The 17,127-nt window shown below is 38.8% G+C and carries 16 protein-coding genes; 6 read left to right on the forward strand and 10 right to left on the reverse strand.

Annotation, left to right across the window (positions count from 1 at the left end; all coding sequences use genetic code 11):
• Positions 1 to 87: 87 nt before the first annotated feature.
• Positions 88 to 858: a helix-turn-helix domain-containing protein gene (locus ACOKFD_RS18040; protein ID WP_422859183.1), complete on the reverse strand. Its 771-nt coding sequence runs from the start codon at positions 856 to 858 to the stop codon at positions 88 to 90.
• A 788-nt stretch (positions 859 to 1,646) separates the two neighbouring features.
• Here ACOKFD_RS18040 and ACOKFD_RS18045 point away from each other — a divergent pair.
• From ACOKFD_RS18045 to ACOKFD_RS18055, 3 genes are all read left to right on the forward strand, one after another.
• Positions 1,647 to 2,300, forward strand: a complete 654-nt coding sequence (locus tag ACOKFD_RS18045) for an SMI1/KNR4 family protein (protein ID WP_422859184.1) — start codon at positions 1,647 to 1,649, stop codon at positions 2,298 to 2,300.
• Positions 2,301 to 2,338: 38 nt separating this feature from the next.
• Positions 2,339 to 3,286, forward strand: a complete 948-nt coding sequence (locus ACOKFD_RS18050) for a hypothetical protein (RefSeq protein WP_422859185.1) — start codon at positions 2,339 to 2,341, stop codon at positions 3,284 to 3,286.
• Positions 3,287 to 3,395: 109 nt separating this feature from the next.
• Entirely contained in the window at positions 3,396 to 3,893 is a 498-nt protein-coding gene (locus ACOKFD_RS18055; RefSeq protein ID WP_422859186.1) for a conjugal transfer protein TraO, read from the forward strand.
• 183 nt (positions 3,894 to 4,076) lie between these two features.
• On the opposite strand, the gene ACOKFD_RS18060 is transcribed toward ACOKFD_RS18055, so the two are convergent.
• The 3 genes from ACOKFD_RS18060 to rpsO form a co-directional block, all read right to left on the reverse strand.
• Positions 4,077 to 4,940, reverse strand: a complete 864-nt coding sequence (locus ACOKFD_RS18060) for a sigma-70 family RNA polymerase sigma factor (protein ID WP_422859187.1) — start codon at positions 4,938 to 4,940, stop codon at positions 4,077 to 4,079.
• Between the two features lie 163 nt (positions 4,941 to 5,103).
• Complete coding sequence (locus tag ACOKFD_RS18065; protein WP_422859188.1) at positions 5,104 to 7,326, reverse strand: polyribonucleotide nucleotidyltransferase; 2,223 nt, start codon at positions 7,324 to 7,326, stop codon at positions 5,104 to 5,106.
• 198 nt (positions 7,327 to 7,524) lie between these two features.
• The gene (gene rpsO, locus ACOKFD_RS18070) at positions 7,525 to 7,794 is read right to left on the reverse strand and encodes a 30S ribosomal protein S15 (protein WP_422859189.1); all 270 of its coding nucleotides are present in this window, start codon (positions 7,792 to 7,794) and stop codon (positions 7,525 to 7,527) included.
• Positions 7,795 to 7,947: 153 nt separating this feature from the next.
• Here rpsO and ACOKFD_RS18075 point away from each other — a divergent pair, with 153 nt between their 5' ends.
• Both ACOKFD_RS18075 and ACOKFD_RS18080 read left to right on the forward strand, forming a co-directional pair.
• The gene (locus ACOKFD_RS18075; protein ID WP_422859190.1) at positions 7,948 to 8,829 is read left to right on the forward strand and encodes a hypothetical protein; all 882 of its coding nucleotides are present in this window, start codon (positions 7,948 to 7,950) and stop codon (positions 8,827 to 8,829) included.
• A 135-nt stretch (positions 8,830 to 8,964) separates the two neighbouring features.
• Entirely contained in the window at positions 8,965 to 9,717 is a 753-nt protein-coding gene (locus tag ACOKFD_RS18080) for a hypothetical protein (protein WP_422859191.1), read from the forward strand.
• 28 nt (positions 9,718 to 9,745) lie between these two features.
• On the opposite strand, the gene ACOKFD_RS18085 is transcribed toward ACOKFD_RS18080, so the two are convergent.
• The 4 genes from ACOKFD_RS18085 to ACOKFD_RS18100 are packed head-to-tail and all read right to left on the reverse strand — an operon-like array spanning position 9,746 to position 14,847.
• On the reverse strand, positions 9,746 to 10,243 hold the full coding sequence (locus ACOKFD_RS18085) for a hypothetical protein (RefSeq protein ID WP_422859192.1): 498 nt from the start codon (positions 10,241 to 10,243) through the stop codon (positions 9,746 to 9,748).
• A gap of 4 nt (positions 10,244 to 10,247) precedes the next feature.
• Entirely contained in the window at positions 10,248 to 11,108 is an 861-nt protein-coding gene (gene accD, locus ACOKFD_RS18090; RefSeq protein ID WP_299000290.1) for an acetyl-CoA carboxylase, carboxyltransferase subunit beta, read from the reverse strand.
• A gap of 31 nt (positions 11,109 to 11,139) precedes the next feature.
• A complete protein-coding gene (gene fbaA, locus ACOKFD_RS18095) occupies positions 11,140 to 12,207 on the reverse strand; it encodes a class II fructose-bisphosphate aldolase (RefSeq protein ID WP_422859193.1) in 1,068 nt (355 codons plus the stop codon).
• 54 nt (positions 12,208 to 12,261) lie between these two features.
• Complete coding sequence (locus tag ACOKFD_RS18100; protein ID WP_422859194.1) at positions 12,262 to 14,847, reverse strand: BamA/TamA family outer membrane protein; 2,586 nt, start codon at positions 14,845 to 14,847, stop codon at positions 12,262 to 12,264.
• A gap of 23 nt (positions 14,848 to 14,870) precedes the next feature.
• Here ACOKFD_RS18100 and ACOKFD_RS18105 point away from each other — a divergent pair, with 23 nt between their 5' ends.
• Positions 14,871 to 15,596: a TrmH family RNA methyltransferase gene (locus ACOKFD_RS18105; RefSeq protein ID WP_422859195.1), complete on the forward strand. Its 726-nt coding sequence runs from the start codon at positions 14,871 to 14,873 to the stop codon at positions 15,594 to 15,596.
• A 15-nt stretch (positions 15,597 to 15,611) separates the two neighbouring features.
• Here ACOKFD_RS18105 and ACOKFD_RS18110 read toward each other — a convergent pair whose 3' ends face one another.
• Both ACOKFD_RS18110 and ubiE read right to left on the reverse strand, forming a co-directional pair.
• Complete coding sequence (locus ACOKFD_RS18110) at positions 15,612 to 16,310, reverse strand: porin family protein (RefSeq protein WP_422859196.1); 699 nt, start codon at positions 16,308 to 16,310, stop codon at positions 15,612 to 15,614.
• A 4-nt stretch (positions 16,311 to 16,314) separates the two neighbouring features.
• On the reverse strand, positions 16,315 to 17,043 hold the full coding sequence (gene ubiE, locus ACOKFD_RS18115) for a bifunctional demethylmenaquinone methyltransferase/2-methoxy-6-polyprenyl-1,4-benzoquinol methylase UbiE (protein WP_422859197.1): 729 nt from the start codon (positions 17,041 to 17,043) through the stop codon (positions 16,315 to 16,317).
• Between the last annotated feature and the right edge of the window lie 84 nt (positions 17,044 to 17,127).

The raw sequence follows: 17,127 nt of genomic DNA on the forward strand, positions 1-17,127 counted from the left end.
ATTTTTGGACAAATTGCTTCTTTTGGTAAAGTCTCAAATTACAAGTTATAAATTTGGAGTTCGGATTTATAAATATGAACTCTTGTACTACCTGTTGTACTGGGATGGGGTAACTCCGGTAATTTTCTTAAACGTAGTGTAAAAGGTGGATTTAGAGTTGAATCCACACTCGTAACCAATAGCTTCCAATGTTAGTGGAGTATTGGACTTTATGATGGTACATGCCTTAGCTATACGGTATTCGTTAACGAACAAAGGAAAACTTTTTCCAAGATTTTCATTCAACAGTTGTGATAACTGATGGACCGTTATGTTTACTTTTTTGGCAATATCAGAGGATTTAAGATTGGCATTGGTATAGGGCTCTTCCTGGGTCATTAACTCTTGTAGTCTCTCCAACAAGGTATTGGCTTGTGTAGGCTGTATTTTTTTAGCGCTGTATTTATGATCGGCTATGAATATGTTTTGTTTGTTCTTTTTCCCCAAGAATACCAATAGGGCCAAAAGGTAAAAAAGAAAGGAAAAGGTAAGTGCCCCAACCAGATAATATGTGATATTGGTGAAGAAATAAGCGGCCCAAATCACAAGGTTACCCAGAAAAACACTCAAAATCCAAACATTCTGGGCGTCAAATTTTTGAGGTGAGGAAAACAGTGCATTCAGTTTAAAGCGTAAAATCCATCCAGAAGCCAAAATGTAGAAGAACCATTGGAGATAGATGCTATAGATTATATAAGGTCTCCAAAGTTTAATATGGTTTTCAAATGGGTATAGAAACCCAACAAGCACAATCAATGGAAGTAAAACAGCTATATGATACTTCCATGTTGTTTGAATTTTACTTTTGGGTTCTATCATGGACCGGATGTAGAAATAAAGGAACGGACCAATAAAAAAGCAAGCGGATAACCCAATTTGAAGATATATAAAAGCCAAATCGGGATTGAAATAAAAAACAACGGATTTACCTATTCGGACACTCAACATGAGCAAAAAGAACCCCAAAAACTTATTGGAAATGTGGTTGGGCCTAGCAAACAATAAAAAATATAGAGCGAGGCACAGCCCATTAAAGGCACCGAGTGCACTAAAAAAGAAAAGTAAGGTTTGATTAAATTCCATAAGGAAAACTATGCCGACTCTTACACACTAAAAATAATCAAATTATAAGGATAACCTTATTTCTATAATGTATGCGTGGTTGTCAGACTGATTTTCAATAATATTTATTGGAAAATCAGGTGCATAAGCTTTTTCCATATCGAAGATTTGTGTGAACGCCTTCTACTGGAGTTGTGTGATTCAACCGTCTCTGTATACGGGTTTGATTCAATTTCCAAGCTTTTGGAAGGGATAACCAATTTTATCAAACGATACCAGATATAAAGTAAAGCCAGTGCTGCTAAAATAATTATTGTCCAAAAAGCAATCATGGCGTAAACCTACCACTTTGGTTCTTGCAATAACTTGCTCGATTGATGAAAACAGCATGGAATTTGACGGAATCATAATTTGATTTCACAAATACAAAAAGACCAATCACTTCATAAAACCCCACTCGTCAATCCAAAAGCTGCAACCATCAATTCAAGGATATAGGCCCAGATGATTTTAATACTTTGAAGATTAAATCAAGTATTCACCCTGTGGCATCACCTTTTCACTTTCAAATCGGAAAAATCGTAGAAAAGCTAGCTAAGGCAAAGGAGAGTGATAGTGATTTAAGGGTTTTTGGATCAGGGAGCCATAAATATCACCTTAATAAACCAGCAGATAGCGAAAGAATAAAAAATTTTGAATTGGAATACTCAGTGAGTTTACCAGAATGTTACAGAGCGTTCTTGAAACATGTGGGCAATGGTGGAAATGGGTATAGAAACTCTGGAGCAGGTCCATTTTATGGTCTATTCCCCTTAGGAATCGGTGTTGAAGAACTCCTTTATTCCAATCCCGAAGAGCATTTAGGGAAGGAATGTATTCTAACACCGGAAATGGACCAAGAGACTTGGCATCGCTTAACGGATTTACTTGGACAGGAAGACATTTCCGATCATGATTATCATCGGGAAATAAACAAATTGTATGCAGGGGTTCTGCCTATTGGATTTCAGGGATGTTCCTATCTGCACGGAATTGTCTTAAATGGAACACATAAAGGAAGGGTGGTTAACCTGAGCATGGACTTAGGAATGCCAAAGTTTGCAAAAGGAGATAATTTTTTGGATTGGTATGAAAAATGGCTTGATGAAATAATAGATGGGACTTTGATAAAAAGCACTCCTTCCTGGTTTGGATATTGATTAATCCAGGAAAGAATTAATAACAAATAACCATAGTTATGAAGAGACGTGGATTTATTTTTTTGACTTTGGCATCTAGTATATGGTTTTCTTGTTCTTCGGATTTAGAGAACAACACGGATGATGCAATGGATTCCAGCAATTTCATGTTGAACATCACTTTTATCATGGACACCAATGCAGATAGATTGGATAATTTGGGCAACCCAGTTGACATCCCAGAAGGAAACGCAGCTCAAAATCCAGATTTTGAAGTATTGGGACTACATTTTATCGGATTGTACCCCAATAAATTTACTCCTTTTGAAAATGGAGCAACCGTTTTTTCTTCCCCAACTACAGACCAAGGAGGTACTTCCGCCATTGATTTTGAGCACGAATTGTTTTTAACGGAAAGCGACAATACAATCAGTATTCCGCTCAACTCCATTGCATCTGGAACGTATGAATACTTTAGGAGCTCAATAGGGTTTCAACAATACAAAATCACCTATAACCTTAGTGGTATTTCCAATTTGGATAATTCTTGGCCCACAGGGATTAACGATGATATAGATGTTAGTGGAACTGTGGCTTCTTTTTTAGGATTCAATACGTTTATCGATTCCTATATGATAGAAAAACAGACAGTAACCGTAAATGGGAACAAATTGCAGGGGTATTTTGGTTTGGAAACAACAGGTGATATTCAAGGTTTCCCTTTCAACTACTTATCTGAAGAGGATGCACCTGAAACGACGGTGCCTAATCCAATTAGCGATACATCTCCGGTACCTGAAGGTTCATGTGTGGTTACAGGCATATTTCTTTCCCCTCTTATCATTCCCGAAAGCCCTAAGGAAGATGTGAATATTCAAATGGTTATCTCAATAAACAACAGTTTTGAATGGAAAGACCCTAATGGTAATGGAAAATATGAACCTTTACTGGGGGAGCAGGTTGTGGATATGGGAACCAGGGGTGTTTTCCCTACCATTTTAAACTGATGAAATGATTTCTTCTCTCCCAATCTTATCGAAACAAGAGTATAGTTTTAGCGAAGTGAAAAAAAGTAGCATTTCTTGCTTATTTCCTTTGATTTTTTTGATGATCTCAATGCAGCAAAGCATAGCTCAAAGAAGTAACTTCTCCTTAGGAATTGCACCCAACTATAAAGTAAACGGATATGGTATAAGTGGTAACTTAAACTATTACCATAACACAACGGATTATTTTCAACTATCCATTGTTGCCGCATTTTCTGAAGAACAACCCAATTCTGCCGTAGAATTTCCTTTTGAAGATTACTTGGTAAATGTTGGCTATTTCACCACAGTTTTGACCTCACCACGTCGGGGCACTTCCATTTTTTTTGGAGGTGGCCCTTCCGTTGGATACGAAATTATAAATGATAATGTAGTGGAGGTTTCTTTTGGAGTTCCCATTCCGGAAAGCACATTTGTGTATGGTGTCTATGCCTCTTTTGAAATGAACTTTTACCTAACAGATTCTCTGTCTCTTATAGTACCGATTACTGGAATTTATCACCATAATAGCGAGGTTGAGGAGATTAAGACACTTCTAGGGTTGGGTATTCGTTTTTATTTGAATTGATTCACGGTTTTATAAATCAAAGGTTCATAAATGAAAAAACTCCGGTAATCAGCCGGAGTTTATTCATCAATCAAAAAACGAACAGTCATGATAAACTGTTATATGGTTACAAATTACAACTTTCTTGCCAAAAAACCAATTTAAGGTTTGTTTAACTGTAATTTGTGTGGATAATCTTAAAAATTATCCCAAATAAGTCTTTAAAATTTTACTTCTAGAGGTATGTTTCAACCTACGAATCGCTTTTTCCTTAATCTGGCGAACACGTTCTCTAGTCAAGTCAAAAGTCTCTCCTATTTCCTCTAAAGTCATCGAGTGCTGACCTGCTAAACCAAAGTATAGCCTTATTACATCAGCTTCTCTTGGGGTCAACGTTTCTAGGGCACGTTCAATTTCGGTGCGCAAAGATTCGTGCAATAATTCCTTGTCAGGGTTTGGAGATTCTCCACTACGTAATACATCGTATAAGTTAGAATCTTCACCATCAATTAAAGGAGCGTCCATGGATACATGTCGTCCAGAGTTTTTCAAAGATTGTTTAACATCTTCAACGGTCATGTCCAATTCTTTGGCAATTTCCTCTGCAGAAGGCACACGCTCATGTGCTTGCTCCAAAAAGGCAAAAGTTTTGTTGATTTTGTTAATAGAACCAATCTTGTTCAAAGGCAAACGCACAATACGGGATTGTTCGGCCAAAGCTTGAAGAATGGACTGACGAATCCACCATACGGCATAGGAAATGAACTTAAATCCACGAGTTTCGTCAAAACGTTGTGCAGCTTTTATCAATCCAAGGTTTCCTTCATTAATCAAATCGGGAAGCGTCAATCCTTGATTTTGGTATTGCTTTGCAACAGAAACTACGAATCTGAGGTTGGCTTTAGTTAATTTTTCCAAAGCCATCTGGTCTCCCGCTTTGATTCGCTGTGCCAATTCTACTTCTTCATCGGCAGTGATCAAATCAACCTTGCCAATTTCCTGTAAATACTTGTCCAGCGATGCGGTTTCCCTATTGGTAACCTGTTTTGTAATCTTTAACTGTCTCATCTAAATTTCCCTTCAAATTAAGTTTGTGAGCCGAGGCTCATTAGTTTATACGTAGGAAAACATGAAAAGTTACAATTTGGTAATACTTATTTCGATATTTTTCAGTAAAACGAAAAAACCCTGGAAAATTTCCAGGGTTTCAATCATTCATTAAAAGAAGAAATTAATCTCTATTTGGTTTTCTGTCACGGTTACCACTTCTGCGGTCACCGCCATTCCTGCGATCACCTTTATCACGTCTCGGAGGTCTTTCTACATAACCTTCCGGTTTTGGCAATAAGGCTTTTCTAGATACTTTTTCCTTTCGGGTTCTTGGATCAAGTCCAAAATACTTCACATCCAAGGTATCTCCAAGGTTAACTATGTCGGTTACCTTATCGGTGCGTTCCCAAGCTAATTCGGATACGTGCAGTAACACTTCGTTTCCGGGTGCTTCCAGGTATTCCACAACAGCTCCAAAGTCCAGAAGTTTGATTACTTTGACCTCATATATGCTACCAACCTCAGGTTTGAACATTAAGGCATCAATTTTAGCGATTACAGCATCGATACCGTCCTGGCCTGTGCCCAAAATCTCCACAATACCTTCTTCGGTATCAGGATCTTCGTTGATAACTATAGTAGTATTGGTTTCTTTTTGCAGCTCTTGAATGACTTTTCCACCAGAACCAATAACGGCACCAATATATTCTCCAGGAATAATTTTGGTAACGATTTTTGGAGCATAGGATTTAACCTCTGGCTTAGGCTCAGCAATCGTGTCGGTTAATTTAGTTAAGATATGAAGTCTTCCATCTTTGGCTTGCATCAATGCTTTTACCAAGATTTCATAGGACAGTCCTTTAACTTTTATGTCCATTTGGCAAGCAGTAATACCATCTGCAGTACCGGTTACTTTAAAGTCCATATCTCCCAAGTGATCCTCATCACCCAAGATATCAGAAAGAACGGCATATTTTCCGGTTTCCGTATCTGTGATCAATCCCATTGCAATTCCTGAAACCGGTTTCTTCAATTGAACCCCAGCATCCATCAAAGCCATAGTACCAGAGCAAACCGTGGCCATGGAAGAAGAACCATTGGATTCCAATACTTCAGAAACTACCCTCACTGTATAAGGACAATCTTCGGGAACCATGCCTTTTAACGCGCGTTGTGCCAAATTACCATGACCTACTTCTCTTCTTGAAGTACCACGAATAGGTCTTGCCTCTCCTGTTGAAAAAGGAGGGAAGTTATAGTGCAAATAGAAAGTTTCCTCACCCTCATAAGATGGCATGTCTATCTGATTCGCTTCTCTTGATGTACCTAGAGTCACAGTGGCCAAAGCCTGAGTTTCACCTCTAGTGAAAATTGAGGAACCGTGAACAGATGGTAAATAGTCGATTTCACACCAGATAGGTCTGATTTCGTCTGTTTTACGTCCATCCAAACGTAAACCTTCTTCTAACGTAAGGTTACGAACGGCTTCTTTTTCGGCCTTGTAAAAGTATTTGGATACCAAACCTCCAATTTCTTCCAATTCTTCTTCAGAAAATGTAGCTTTTACTTCTTCTTTAATGGCTTCAAAAGCTGCGCTTCGCTCATGCTTGGCTGAACCAGCTTTGGCAATGGCATATACCTTGTCATACGTAAGTTCGTGAACTTTCTTTTCAAGTTCTGCGTCTTCAACCTCAGGTTCGTATTCACGAGTTTCTTTCTTCCCGAAAGCTTCCGCTAATTTAAGTTGCGCTTCACACTGTACTTTAATGGCTTCGTGGGCAAACTTAATGGCTTCTACCATTTCCTCTTCGGAAATCTCGTCCATTTCACCTTCAACCATCATTACAGAATCTGCAGAAGCACCGATAACCATATCAATGTCTGACTCTTTAAGTTGTGCACGTGTCGGGTTGATGATTAATTCACCATTGACCCTACCTACGCGAACTTCTGAAATAGCACATTCAAACGGAAAATCTGAAAGTTGGATGGCAGCAGAAGCAGCAAGTCCAGCCATGGCATCGGGCATAACGTTCTCATCATGGGACATCAACTGAATCATTACCTGAGTCTCAGCATGATAATCTTTAGGGAATAAAGGTCGTAGTACCCTATCCACCAAACGCATGGTCAATACTTCACCATCGCTGGGTCTGGCTTCACGCTTGAAGAAACCTCCGGGATAGCGCCCGGCAGCAGCAAATTTTTCGCGATAATCTACCGTAAGTGGCAGAAAATCAACATCACTTTGTTTGTAGTTTGAGACAACCGTACACAATAGCATACACTTGCCAGATTGAACCACAACAGAACCATGGGCCTGTTTGGCCAATTTTCCAGTTTCGATAGAGATTTCCCTACCGTCACCAAGGTCAATGACCTCTTTAAAAGTTTTTGGAATCATAAAATAAATCTTACCCACTAAAATTTAGGTGGGTCGTTAAACATTTGGTCTACCGCCTTCCGGACGGTCGGGTTGTGTTGTTGTGTTGACCAATTGAAAAACTGAATGCAGCTTTTTAAGTATGTTCTGGATTTGACCAGAAACCGTTGCCCATAGAGGGCCAAAATAAAAGGGAGGCCAAGAACCTCCCTATATTTTTTATTTTCTAATACCTAATTCCTTAATAAGGGTACGGTATTTTGCAATATCCTTTTTCTTTAGGTAATCCAAAAGGCTTCTCCTTTTACCTACCAATTTCACCAAAGAACGCTCGGTAGCATAATCTTTGTGGTTCTTTTTAAGGTGTTGTGTCAAGTGGTTGATACGGTAGGTGAACAGTGCAATCTGCCCTTCCGTAGAACCGGTGTTTTGCTCGGAGCCTCCATGTTTTTTGAAGATATCCGATTTTACTTCTTTAGATAAATACATTCCAATATTAGTTTAATGATTTTTATGTATTTGATTGTCTTTCAATCAGCGTGCAAAGATAGTTCTTTTTTTAGATTGAAAAATTTTTTCATTATGAATTAAACCTTTTTGAAAAGTTCTGGTCATAGAGACAAATCCTAAAATTCAATCATTATGAAAAAGAGTCTCAATCCAATGAACTTTATGAAAATTGCCCCATTTGCCTTGGCGCTATCACTTTTTGTGCTCGCCTCCTGTACTAATGAAACGGAAGAGCCCATTGTTGAAGCTTCCAGTGATGAACTGATCACTGTGGCGGAGCTACAGGCCAGTGATGAAACTGAAATGATTTCTGAAGAAGTTTCAACCATTGCCGAAGATGTGTATGCTGCAGATGAAATCTCCCTGACCGCTAAAAGCGATTATACTTCTGACTATTTACCGGATTGCGTGACGATAACTACCGTGGTGACGGATACTACCCGAGAAAAGACCATTAATTTTGGTGACGGTTGTGAACTGCCCAATGGAAATATCTTAAGTGGTATCATCAATTTGAGTTACGCGAAGGACATGGAAGCTGCTTCAAAATCTATAGTCTTAACCCTAGAGAGCTTTACTTTTAATGGTGTAGCGGTGGAAGGTTCTGCAGATATTTTAAGGGTGCGTTCAAATGATAATGGAAATCCCCAAGGGACGGTAAATGTTACTTTTGAAGCAACATGGCCCAATGGTGATTCAGCTTCTTTTACAGGCACAAGAACCCGTGAATGGATAGAAGGCTTTGGTTCTGGTTTTTGGGGTGATAATGTATTTCTTATCACAGGTAAAAGAACCTATATAGGAAGACTTGGAAACGTGTACATGAAGGAGGTGATTAGTCCTCTACGCAGAGAACTGGCTTGTAGGTTTATCGTAAGCGGTGTTTTGGAGATATCTAGAAACGATAATACCGCCAGTCTTGATTTTGGTGATGGAAGTTGTGATGCGAAAGGTGTCTTGACCCAGCCAGATGGTACTGAAACGGAAGTTTTCTTGAGGAGGTTTCTAAAGTAGAACAGACTTTGTATCTCAGTTTGATAAGGCGTGTTCATTGGAATACGCCTTTTTTATTGAAACAGTTACCCTAAAACCGATTCTTAGGAGCAATTTGAAACCAAATATGTCGTTTTTAGAACAAACCAAATCTTTATGCGACTGCGACTAGGTTCCTATTCCTTGAAAATAAAATCGTATACGGCCCAAGAGTTAGGCTTAAGGGATATTTCTGAAAACTTGATTTTTACCATCTATCAAAAGGTTTTTCATCTTTGGTACATTCCGATATTTCCGGTAGAGAAACACTGGAAAGTACTTGATGGGGCTACGAAAAAAGAAGTTACGGATACCAATCCAGCGATGCGTTCCGCCCTTGATTTGAAGACTCTAAAAAAGCGTAGTCCATTTTGGAGCTACACTGGATTGATTGTCGTAGCACTTCCCGTTCTTTTTCTTTTAGGCTATGTGATATATGGCACTATTGATGTTTCTTCAGATGGTATTAATAAAGCTTTGGCAAAGAATACCCGGATTTCTGAAAAGAAAGAATTGGCTCAAACACCAGAAATTGGAGATATGTATACTTTTAAAATTTTGAATGTTGAAAGAATCACGGATATGAATGGGCAATCAGCTGGCTATAAACCTTCATATTTTTCTTCCCCCTATGATGTAGATTTTTTAGTGAATTATATTTCAAAAGATTCTGTTGGTTTTGATCATAACCATGTTGAAGGACGCACGAATTATACGTTTGGACTTAGACCTCAGTTCAAACTGTCTAAGTCGGAGGTTTTACTAGCGGCTGAAAACTACCAAGACTTACAGGTTTTGGAACGTCCCAATGAGGACGGGGCGAAAACCAAAAACGTAGTGGGCATATTCCAAATACAAAGAAATCAGTAAGTGGATAAGTTGAAAAAAGTGCGACTTATCAAAATGCGCAACCATTGGGTAAAGATTGTTCACTTTCTAGACTTTTAGCAAAATCACTCGAAAGTTCAAAAGCGTTAAAGCCGTTGGAAACACTGCCGCGAAAGGCATTTGGTCCATAGCCAGAGTTATTCATATGGGCCCTTACATAGACTTCAGTGTCTTCAGAAATGCGTACTTGGCCACCACTTCTTGTAAACGGTTGTTCTTTAACGTGGCTGTGGGCTAGGATTCTTCTATAAATTAAGTTTCCCTCCATATCAATTACCTCCCACCAATCTGCATACTGATTGCAGCCTAAATCTGGACTTGAGATAGTAACACTAAAGGTATAAGCGTTTTCATTTCCAGAAACCGAAACTGCAGTTATATCAGCTGTTTCAGTTGACTCGGAAGTTATTCCGGGTTCTTCCCTGCTATTGTTTTCAGTATCATCTGTTGAGCCGAACGAAAAAAGAAAACTCAGAAGAATCCAATGAAGGGAAAGCAATTTAATCATTCCCTTAGTTTCGAACCGGCTGGTTGGTAATCAAATCTATATATAGATTGATTTTGTTCTTTAGGTCCCTGCGATGGGAAATAAAATCTAAAAACCCATGTTCCTTTACAAATTCAGAAGTCTGGAAACCTTCTGGTAAATCTTTACCCACGGTATCTTTTACTACTCGTGGACCAGCAAAACCTATAAGCGCTCCGGGTTCAGAAATATTAATATCACCCAGCATGGCATAAGATGCCGTTGTACCTCCTGTTGTTGGGTCGGTGCATAGGGAAATATATGGGATTTTGGCTTCTGCCAATTGAGCCAATTTGGCTGAGGTTTTGGCCAATTGCATAAGAGAGAGCGCTGCTTCCATCATTCGGGCTCCACCCGATTTAGAGATCATCACAAACGGAATTTTACGTCTTTTGGCCACATCTATAGCACGAGCAATTTTCTCACCAACTACACTCCCCATGGAACCACCAATAAAACTGAAGTCCATACAGGCAATTACCAATTCCTTACCCATAGATTTACCTACAGCTGTACGAACGGCGTCTTTTAATCCGGTTTTCTTTTCAGCTGCCTTCAAGCGCTCGGAATACTTTTTGGTATCTACAAATTTGAGGGGATCCTTTGAGGAAAGCTTAGTGTCAAGCTCCCTAAATTTATTGTCATCGAAAAGGATTTCAAAATACTCTTTGCTTCCTATGCGAACGTGGTAATCATCCTCTGGACTTACGTAAAAGTTTTTGGCAAGCTCTTCTGACTCGACTATTTTACCAGTAGGTGACTTATACCACAATCCTTTTGGGGTGTCTTTTTTTTCCTCCGTAGCAGTTTGAATTCCCTTTTCCTTTCTTTTGAACCAAGACGACATGTAATCAGAATTAAGTTAAACAGATTCCCATTTATAGGGTATTGATGTTGTTAAGGTCTTCAAAAGCCTTTTTCAAACGCTCGACAAAGGATTTTTCTCCTTCCCTTAACCAAACTCTAGGGTCATAGAACTTTTTATTGGGATTTTCATCTCCTTCGGGATTACCAATTTGGGATTGAAGATATGCAGACTTTCCTTCAACATAATTCCTGACACCCTCCATAAAGGCGTACTGTAAGTCGGTATCAATATTCATTTTTATTACACCATATCCGATGGCTTCCCTAATTTCTTCCACTGTGGAACCAGAACCTCCATGGAACACAAAGTCAATGTGGTTATGTTCCACACCATATTTCTCAGAGATAAATTCTTGGGAATTTTTTAGAATTTTTGGAGTTAAGGTGACATTGCCAGGCTTATATACTCCATGAACGTTTCCGAAAGCTGCAGCAACGGTAAATCTAGGACTTACTTTAGATAACTCTTCGTAAGCATAGGCTACTTCCTCAGGCTGGGTATAGAGTTTTGAACTGTCCACATCTGTATTGTCCACTCCATCTTCTTCGCCACCAGTAACGCCTAGCTCAATTTCCAAGGTCATGTCCATTTTGCTCATGCGCTCCAAATACTTTTTACATATTTCTATGTTTTCTTCCAAAGGCTCCTCGGATAAATCTATCATATGGGAACTGAAAAGAGATTTTCCAGTTGCTTTATAATGTTCTTCACTGGCATCCAATAGACCATCTATCCATGGTAATAGCTTCTTTGCACAATGATCCGTATGTAAGATTACGGTTGCTCCATATGCCTCGGCCATTTCATGAACGTGTTTTGCTCCGGCCACTGCACCTAGTATAGCTGCTCGTTGGTTGTCATTTGATAAACCTTTCCCTGCGTTGAACTGCGCTCCACCGTTGGAAAACTGTATAATTACTGGCGAATTTAGAACTGCTGCGGTTTCCAATACTGAATTAATGGTGTTGGAACCAATTACATTTACCGCAGGAAGTGCATATCCATTGGCCTTGGCGTGGTCAAAAATTGCTTTTACCTCATCGCCAGTGGCAACGCCTGGTTTTATATTGTGGGACATAATTTGAGTTAGTAAGGGTTAAAATTAGGCAACAAAAGTAATAAAATATTTCTGCTAGAATGGGTAATTGATACCAACATTGAGGACGGAGTTTCTGAAATTATATTCGGAAAACCACCTTCTGGATTGTTCAAGAGCGGGATTGTAGGTCTTAAAACCGACATCTAACCTAAAAACGAAATAGCTAAAATCATAGCGCAAGCCCATTCCACTTCCCAAAGCAATATCTGTCAAAGAATCGAAACCGCTAAAAATAGCATCGGGATTGTCTTCATTGTCAAAAACGTTCCAAATGTTACCAGCATCTGCGAACAGAGCTCCTTTTAAATCTCCGGCAAGAGGGAAACGATACTCAAAATTTAATGCGATTTTAAGATTGGCCTCATTAAAGTCATTTACATTATCTGTGCTTCCCGGGCCAAGCTCATAAGCGTTCCACGCTCTATTATCATTTGACCCGCCAGCAAAATAACTTCGTACAAATGGAATGCTTTCCGCATTTCCATAGGGAATGGCCAAACCAAAAAAGGAACGAAATGCAAATACTTCTGAACCTCCCAAATCCCAATGCTTTATGTAATCAAGTTCTGTTTTGATATATTGTGAGAACGGTACTCCAAAGACCAACAACTGTCCATTATCGTTCTCATTGAACGGTATAATACTTGAAGAAAGTGATAAGGCATTTCCCGCACTTTCAATTTTGCCCCTAAGTTGGTAGAAGCTATTATCGTTTAAATCGACCCTGCTGTTTTTGGTAAAGGTGTAGCTACTGGTAAAAATGAGGTTGTTTTCGGTAAGGCGTTGCTGACGTTCGGCTATACTATTTACTTGGCTTAATTGATCCGCGTTAACCGGAACAAAATTGGTTCTTACAGAATCAATGAATGCATTGGCGCCATCGGGAATTCTAAGTCTAGGATCTTCTGGATTACTCTCTGTTTCGAAAAATGAAGAAAATTGCGGGTCATCATCAAAATCATCAGCAATTTCATCCAGATTGTTGAAAGTGTTTTGATAGATGTTGAAGAAGCGTTCTGTATTCCTATTGAGAACGAACTCAACGTTCATTAACTCAAGATTGTTTTTCAAGCTTAGGCTAGGGGACCAGTTATAGGATAATATGGTATTTAAAGTTTGCCTATCCAGTCCTATATTCTGTTGAAAATTAGTACCTGCCAAGAGTCGGGTTTGCGGTAGCATGTAATAAGGAATTACTTTTTTTGTATCGATTGGGAACCATATTCTTGGAAAGGTTATGTTGATGTCTCCACCTATTTCGGAGGTGAAGGTTTCCCCTGTAAATGCAGCAACTTCACTTAACAATCCAATAGCACCTCTCGCAGAAATATTCAAGGTTTCCGCTCCTCCAAAAACATTTCTGGTAATCACTGAGGCGCTAAGGGCCGTTCCCAACTGTTGGATATTGGAATGGGTAACATCAAAATCAAGATTTAAAGAAAATTTGGGCCGCGGTGCCAAATAAATATTGGTGTTCAATTGAGTGTCCGTTGAATCTGCTATAAATTCAATATTGGGATACTTAAAGGTGTTCAGGTTTGTGATTTGCCGATAGGTGCGTATTCTGTCCAAATCTCTATAAATGCTATCATTTTCAAAAAAAATGGCATCTGCCAAAGCCTTTGGCTTATACTTTAATTTATCATTATAGAAAATAGTGTAGTCTTCATATGTAATGGACTTTAAGGAATCTGATGCACTTCCTATAAGATAGTCGCTATAAATGTTTATGTTATTGAATCTATGAACTTTATAGGTGTTCGTGGAATCGGGAGCACTTGTTCCTGCAGGATTTTGAATATTAAGCTGGACTTCCATAAGCTGATCGTCAGAAGCTTTTATAGTGTCTCTTGAAATATCATAATTAATGGAACTTTCTTGAAAATTATACACCCCTGTGTTTCGAAACAACGTGGTTAGCCGTTCTCTTTCTTGATTAAATTGGGCCAAATCGAACTGGTCGCCTTTCTTAATCAAGGATAAATCAAGAGTGCTTTTATATATTGAATCCAAATCTGGAGATAGGATGTTTAGATACACTGTGTCCAATACATAAGGTTTTCCCAGATTGATTCTGTAGGCCATCTGTGCTCTTTTCTTTCTTTTGGATTTTTCAATCTCATAAGAGCCGGTGTTATTAAAATATCCTTTGCTGTTGTAGTACGCCTTGATTCTATCAACCGATTTTTGGGACAGACTAGTATCAATGACCACTGGGGCTTCTCCAATACGTTTTAAGAATTCACTCGCTCCTTTAACCACAAATGATTCTTGTAAGCGAACTACTTGCTTTTTGGATAACAGTCTATTTAATCTTTTCTCCCTTTTTTCTTTACGGTACAACCAGCTTTGAAAGGAAGAATCTGGATTTTCTTTGGCCAGGTTGTATAGGTTCAGGCGTAGGGGGTATCCCAATAAACTACTGTTCGGTTTTTGTACAATAAGACTCCTAACGGTTTCATCCCCAACCTTTTCATCATCTGCAAAGACCGAGTTTTTAGTGAGCAGAAGTTCATCATCACCCACCCTTTTTAGGGTATTACATCCCATAAAGGTAGCTATGAGCAACAATAACCCTATTTTTGCTTTGTTACCCATTCCATGGACAAGAACCTTCATAGGCGCCAAAATTAACGATTTAGATGGTTACCAAAAACCAAATTAAACTAGTTAGAAGCTTACAGCAAAAAAAGTACCGAAATCAACAAGGATTATTTGTAGTTGAAGGCTTAAAGACTGTTCGTGAAATATTGAAATCGGAATTGAAGACCTTTGGAATCTTTGTAGATAAAGAAAGTTATAAAACCGATTTGGGAGATTTAGCTGTTTTGGTTTCCTCTAAAGTTATTGCCCAGATGAGTGGTCAAGCAAACCCAAGTGGAGTTATTGGTGTTTTTCATATACCAGAATTGATGGATTTTTCCTTGGAAGGTTGGGTAGTTGCCTTGGATGCGATTCGTGATCCAGGGAACTTAGGTACAATAATAAGATTGTGCGACTGGTTCGATATAAAACATATAATTTGTTCTAAGGATACCGTGGACTGTTATAATCCTAAAGTACTTCAGGCCACGATGGGGTCTATTGCTAGGGTGGATATCCGCTATTTGGATTTGGTGGATTTTTTCGAAAAGCATCCCTTAACTCCTATAGTTGGAGCGTTTATGAATGGAAATTCTTTATACAAAGCGTCTTTTTCAGGAAGTGGTATTCTAATAATGGGGAACGAGGCGAATGGGATATCAAAAGCCATAGAGGACAAAGTTACACATCGTATAGGTATTCCTCAGTTTGGAGAAACCACAACAGAAAGCTTGAATGTTGCTTCGGCAACTGCTATTTTGCTTAGCGAAATTAAAAGAGGTTGAGTCTTTAGAAAATCTCTACTCAAAAGTAAAATTAATGAAGATGCCTCGGGTACGCATGGCATTGATATTCCCCGTCCATGGACTATTGGGGTCATTGTCTGGGATAAGTTCATCGGTCAAAGCAAACACACCTCTAATGGAAGGTGAAAATTTGAAGTATTCCGTATAAAAGTCAATACCGAATCCCAGTTCATAGCCATATACATTTTGCTTCATGCGGAATTCCCCACTGCTGTTATCGTCCAAGCTATCTTCTTTAGCACCAAGATTTAAAGATGTATATAACCCTCCAACAACAAATGGTTTAAAATTATTGAATCGTTTTGTACTGACTTTAAGTAATAAGGGAAACCGTATATATGTAGACCTAACCTCCCGCAGAGCATCCTGTTCAGACGTGAATCCAGGAAATCCAAGTATCCTTTGTGTGTACAAAAGTCCAGGTTCAAAACGGACATCCAAGAACTCATTAATTCTTAGTTCACCTATAACACCTACATTGAACCCAAAACTGGTATCCACCAAAACGTCCTGTCCTATATCATTTTCATACTCAAACTGAAAGTCATATTGATTGAAGCCAAGGTAATATCCAAAGTTTAAAGGTTTCAAATCTTCATTTTGAATGTTTAGCACTGGGTCTTTTGCGAATTGAGCCAACGCTCCCGTGCTCAAGAAGAGACAGAGGAAAAGAGGAGATACGATTTTTTTCATTCAATTATTTTGTCGCCACATAAATGGATGCCACCCCAAATGTTTGGGGCATGTTCTCTACTCCTATAAACCCAATTTTGGCCAAAATATTGTTGAAAGCGAGCCCATGAGGAAAAACAGAGGCAGATTCGCTAAGGTATTTGTATGCAGAGCGGTCTTTTGAGAATAACTTCCCTATACTGGGCAGAATATATTTTGTGTAAAAAGAATATCCTTGTTTAAATGGGAATTTAGTGGGTACTGATGTTTCCAAAACAACCAATTGTCCCCCAGGCCTCAATACTCTGCGTATTTCGTGAAGGCCTTTTTCAAGGTTATCAAAATTTCTTACCCCAAAAGCTACGGTTATTGCATCAAATGTATTGTCTTCAAAGGCTAAATTTTCACTATCGCCAATAACCATATCAATAGTGCTGTCCAGATTCTTTTTAGAAACTTTTTTCTTTCCTACCTCAAGCATGCCGGGAGAAATATCCAAACCAACAACTTTTTCTGCTCCTGTTTTAGCCAATGCAATGGCTAAATCACCTGTTCCTGTTGCTATGTCCATTACGGTTTTTGGAGATTTGTTTCCAACCAGTTTTACTACTTTTTTTCTCCATTTTACATCTATTCCAAAAGAAATGACTCGATTAAGTCCATCATAACTCCCGGAAATGGTGTCGAACATTTGTCGAACCTGTTCTTTTTTTCCGAGCTCGGAATCTTTGTAAGGGTTGACTTTCTTTGGCATAACAGCAATTTGCGCGCAAATATACAACTTCGGAATATGGAAGGAGTATAAAATATTTGTGTAATTTTAACCCGGAAATAAGGA

Origin of the sequence: Flagellimonas ulvae (assembly GCF_049333175.1) — a bacterium.
Classification (GTDB): Bacteria; Bacteroidota; Bacteroidia; order Flavobacteriales; family Flavobacteriaceae; genus Flagellimonas.

Bases quoted from the DNA above. Each gene is read 5' to 3' on its own strand.
- ACOKFD_RS18040 (WP_422859183.1), bottom strand. From the start codon at position 858: ATGATAGAACCCAAAAGTAAAATTCAAACAACATGGAAGTATCATATA.
- ACOKFD_RS18050 (WP_422859185.1), top strand. From the start codon at position 2,339: ATGAAGAGACGTGGATTTATTTTTTTGACTTTGGCATCTAGTATATGG.
- ACOKFD_RS18055 (WP_422859186.1), top strand. From the start codon at position 3,396: ATGCAGCAAAGCATAGCTCAAAGAAGTAACTTCTCCTTAGGAATTGCA.
- ACOKFD_RS18060 (WP_422859187.1), bottom strand. From the start codon at position 4,940: ATGAGACAGTTAAAGATTACAAAACAGGTTACCAATAGGGAAACCGCA.
- ACOKFD_RS18065 (WP_422859188.1), bottom strand. From the start codon at position 7,326: ATGATTCCAAAAACTTTTAAAGAGGTCATTGACCTTGGTGACGGTAGG.
- rpsO (WP_422859189.1), bottom strand. From the start codon at position 7,794: ATGTATTTATCTAAAGAAGTAAAATCGGATATCTTCAAAAAACATGGA.
- ACOKFD_RS18075 (WP_422859190.1), top strand. From the start codon at position 7,948: ATGAAAAAGAGTCTCAATCCAATGAACTTTATGAAAATTGCCCCATTT.
- ACOKFD_RS18080 (WP_422859191.1), top strand. From the start codon at position 8,965: ATGCGACTGCGACTAGGTTCCTATTCCTTGAAAATAAAATCGTATACG.
- ACOKFD_RS18085 (WP_422859192.1), bottom strand. From the start codon at position 10,243: ATGATTAAATTGCTTTCCCTTCATTGGATTCTTCTGAGTTTTCTTTTT.
- accD (WP_299000290.1), bottom strand. From the start codon at position 11,108: ATGTCGTCTTGGTTCAAAAGAAAGGAAAAGGGAATTCAAACTGCTACG.
- fbaA (WP_422859193.1), bottom strand. From the start codon at position 12,207: ATGTCCCACAATATAAAACCAGGCGTTGCCACTGGCGATGAGGTAAAA.
- ACOKFD_RS18100 (WP_422859194.1), bottom strand. From the start codon at position 14,847: ATGAAGGTTCTTGTCCATGGAATGGGTAACAAAGCAAAAATAGGGTTA.
- ACOKFD_RS18105 (WP_422859195.1), top strand. From the start codon at position 14,871: ATGGTTACCAAAAACCAAATTAAACTAGTTAGAAGCTTACAGCAAAAA.
- ACOKFD_RS18110 (WP_422859196.1), bottom strand. From the start codon at position 16,310: ATGAAAAAAATCGTATCTCCTCTTTTCCTCTGTCTCTTCTTGAGCACG.
- ubiE (WP_422859197.1), bottom strand. From the start codon at position 17,043: ATGCCAAAGAAAGTCAACCCTTACAAAGATTCCGAGCTCGGAAAAAAA.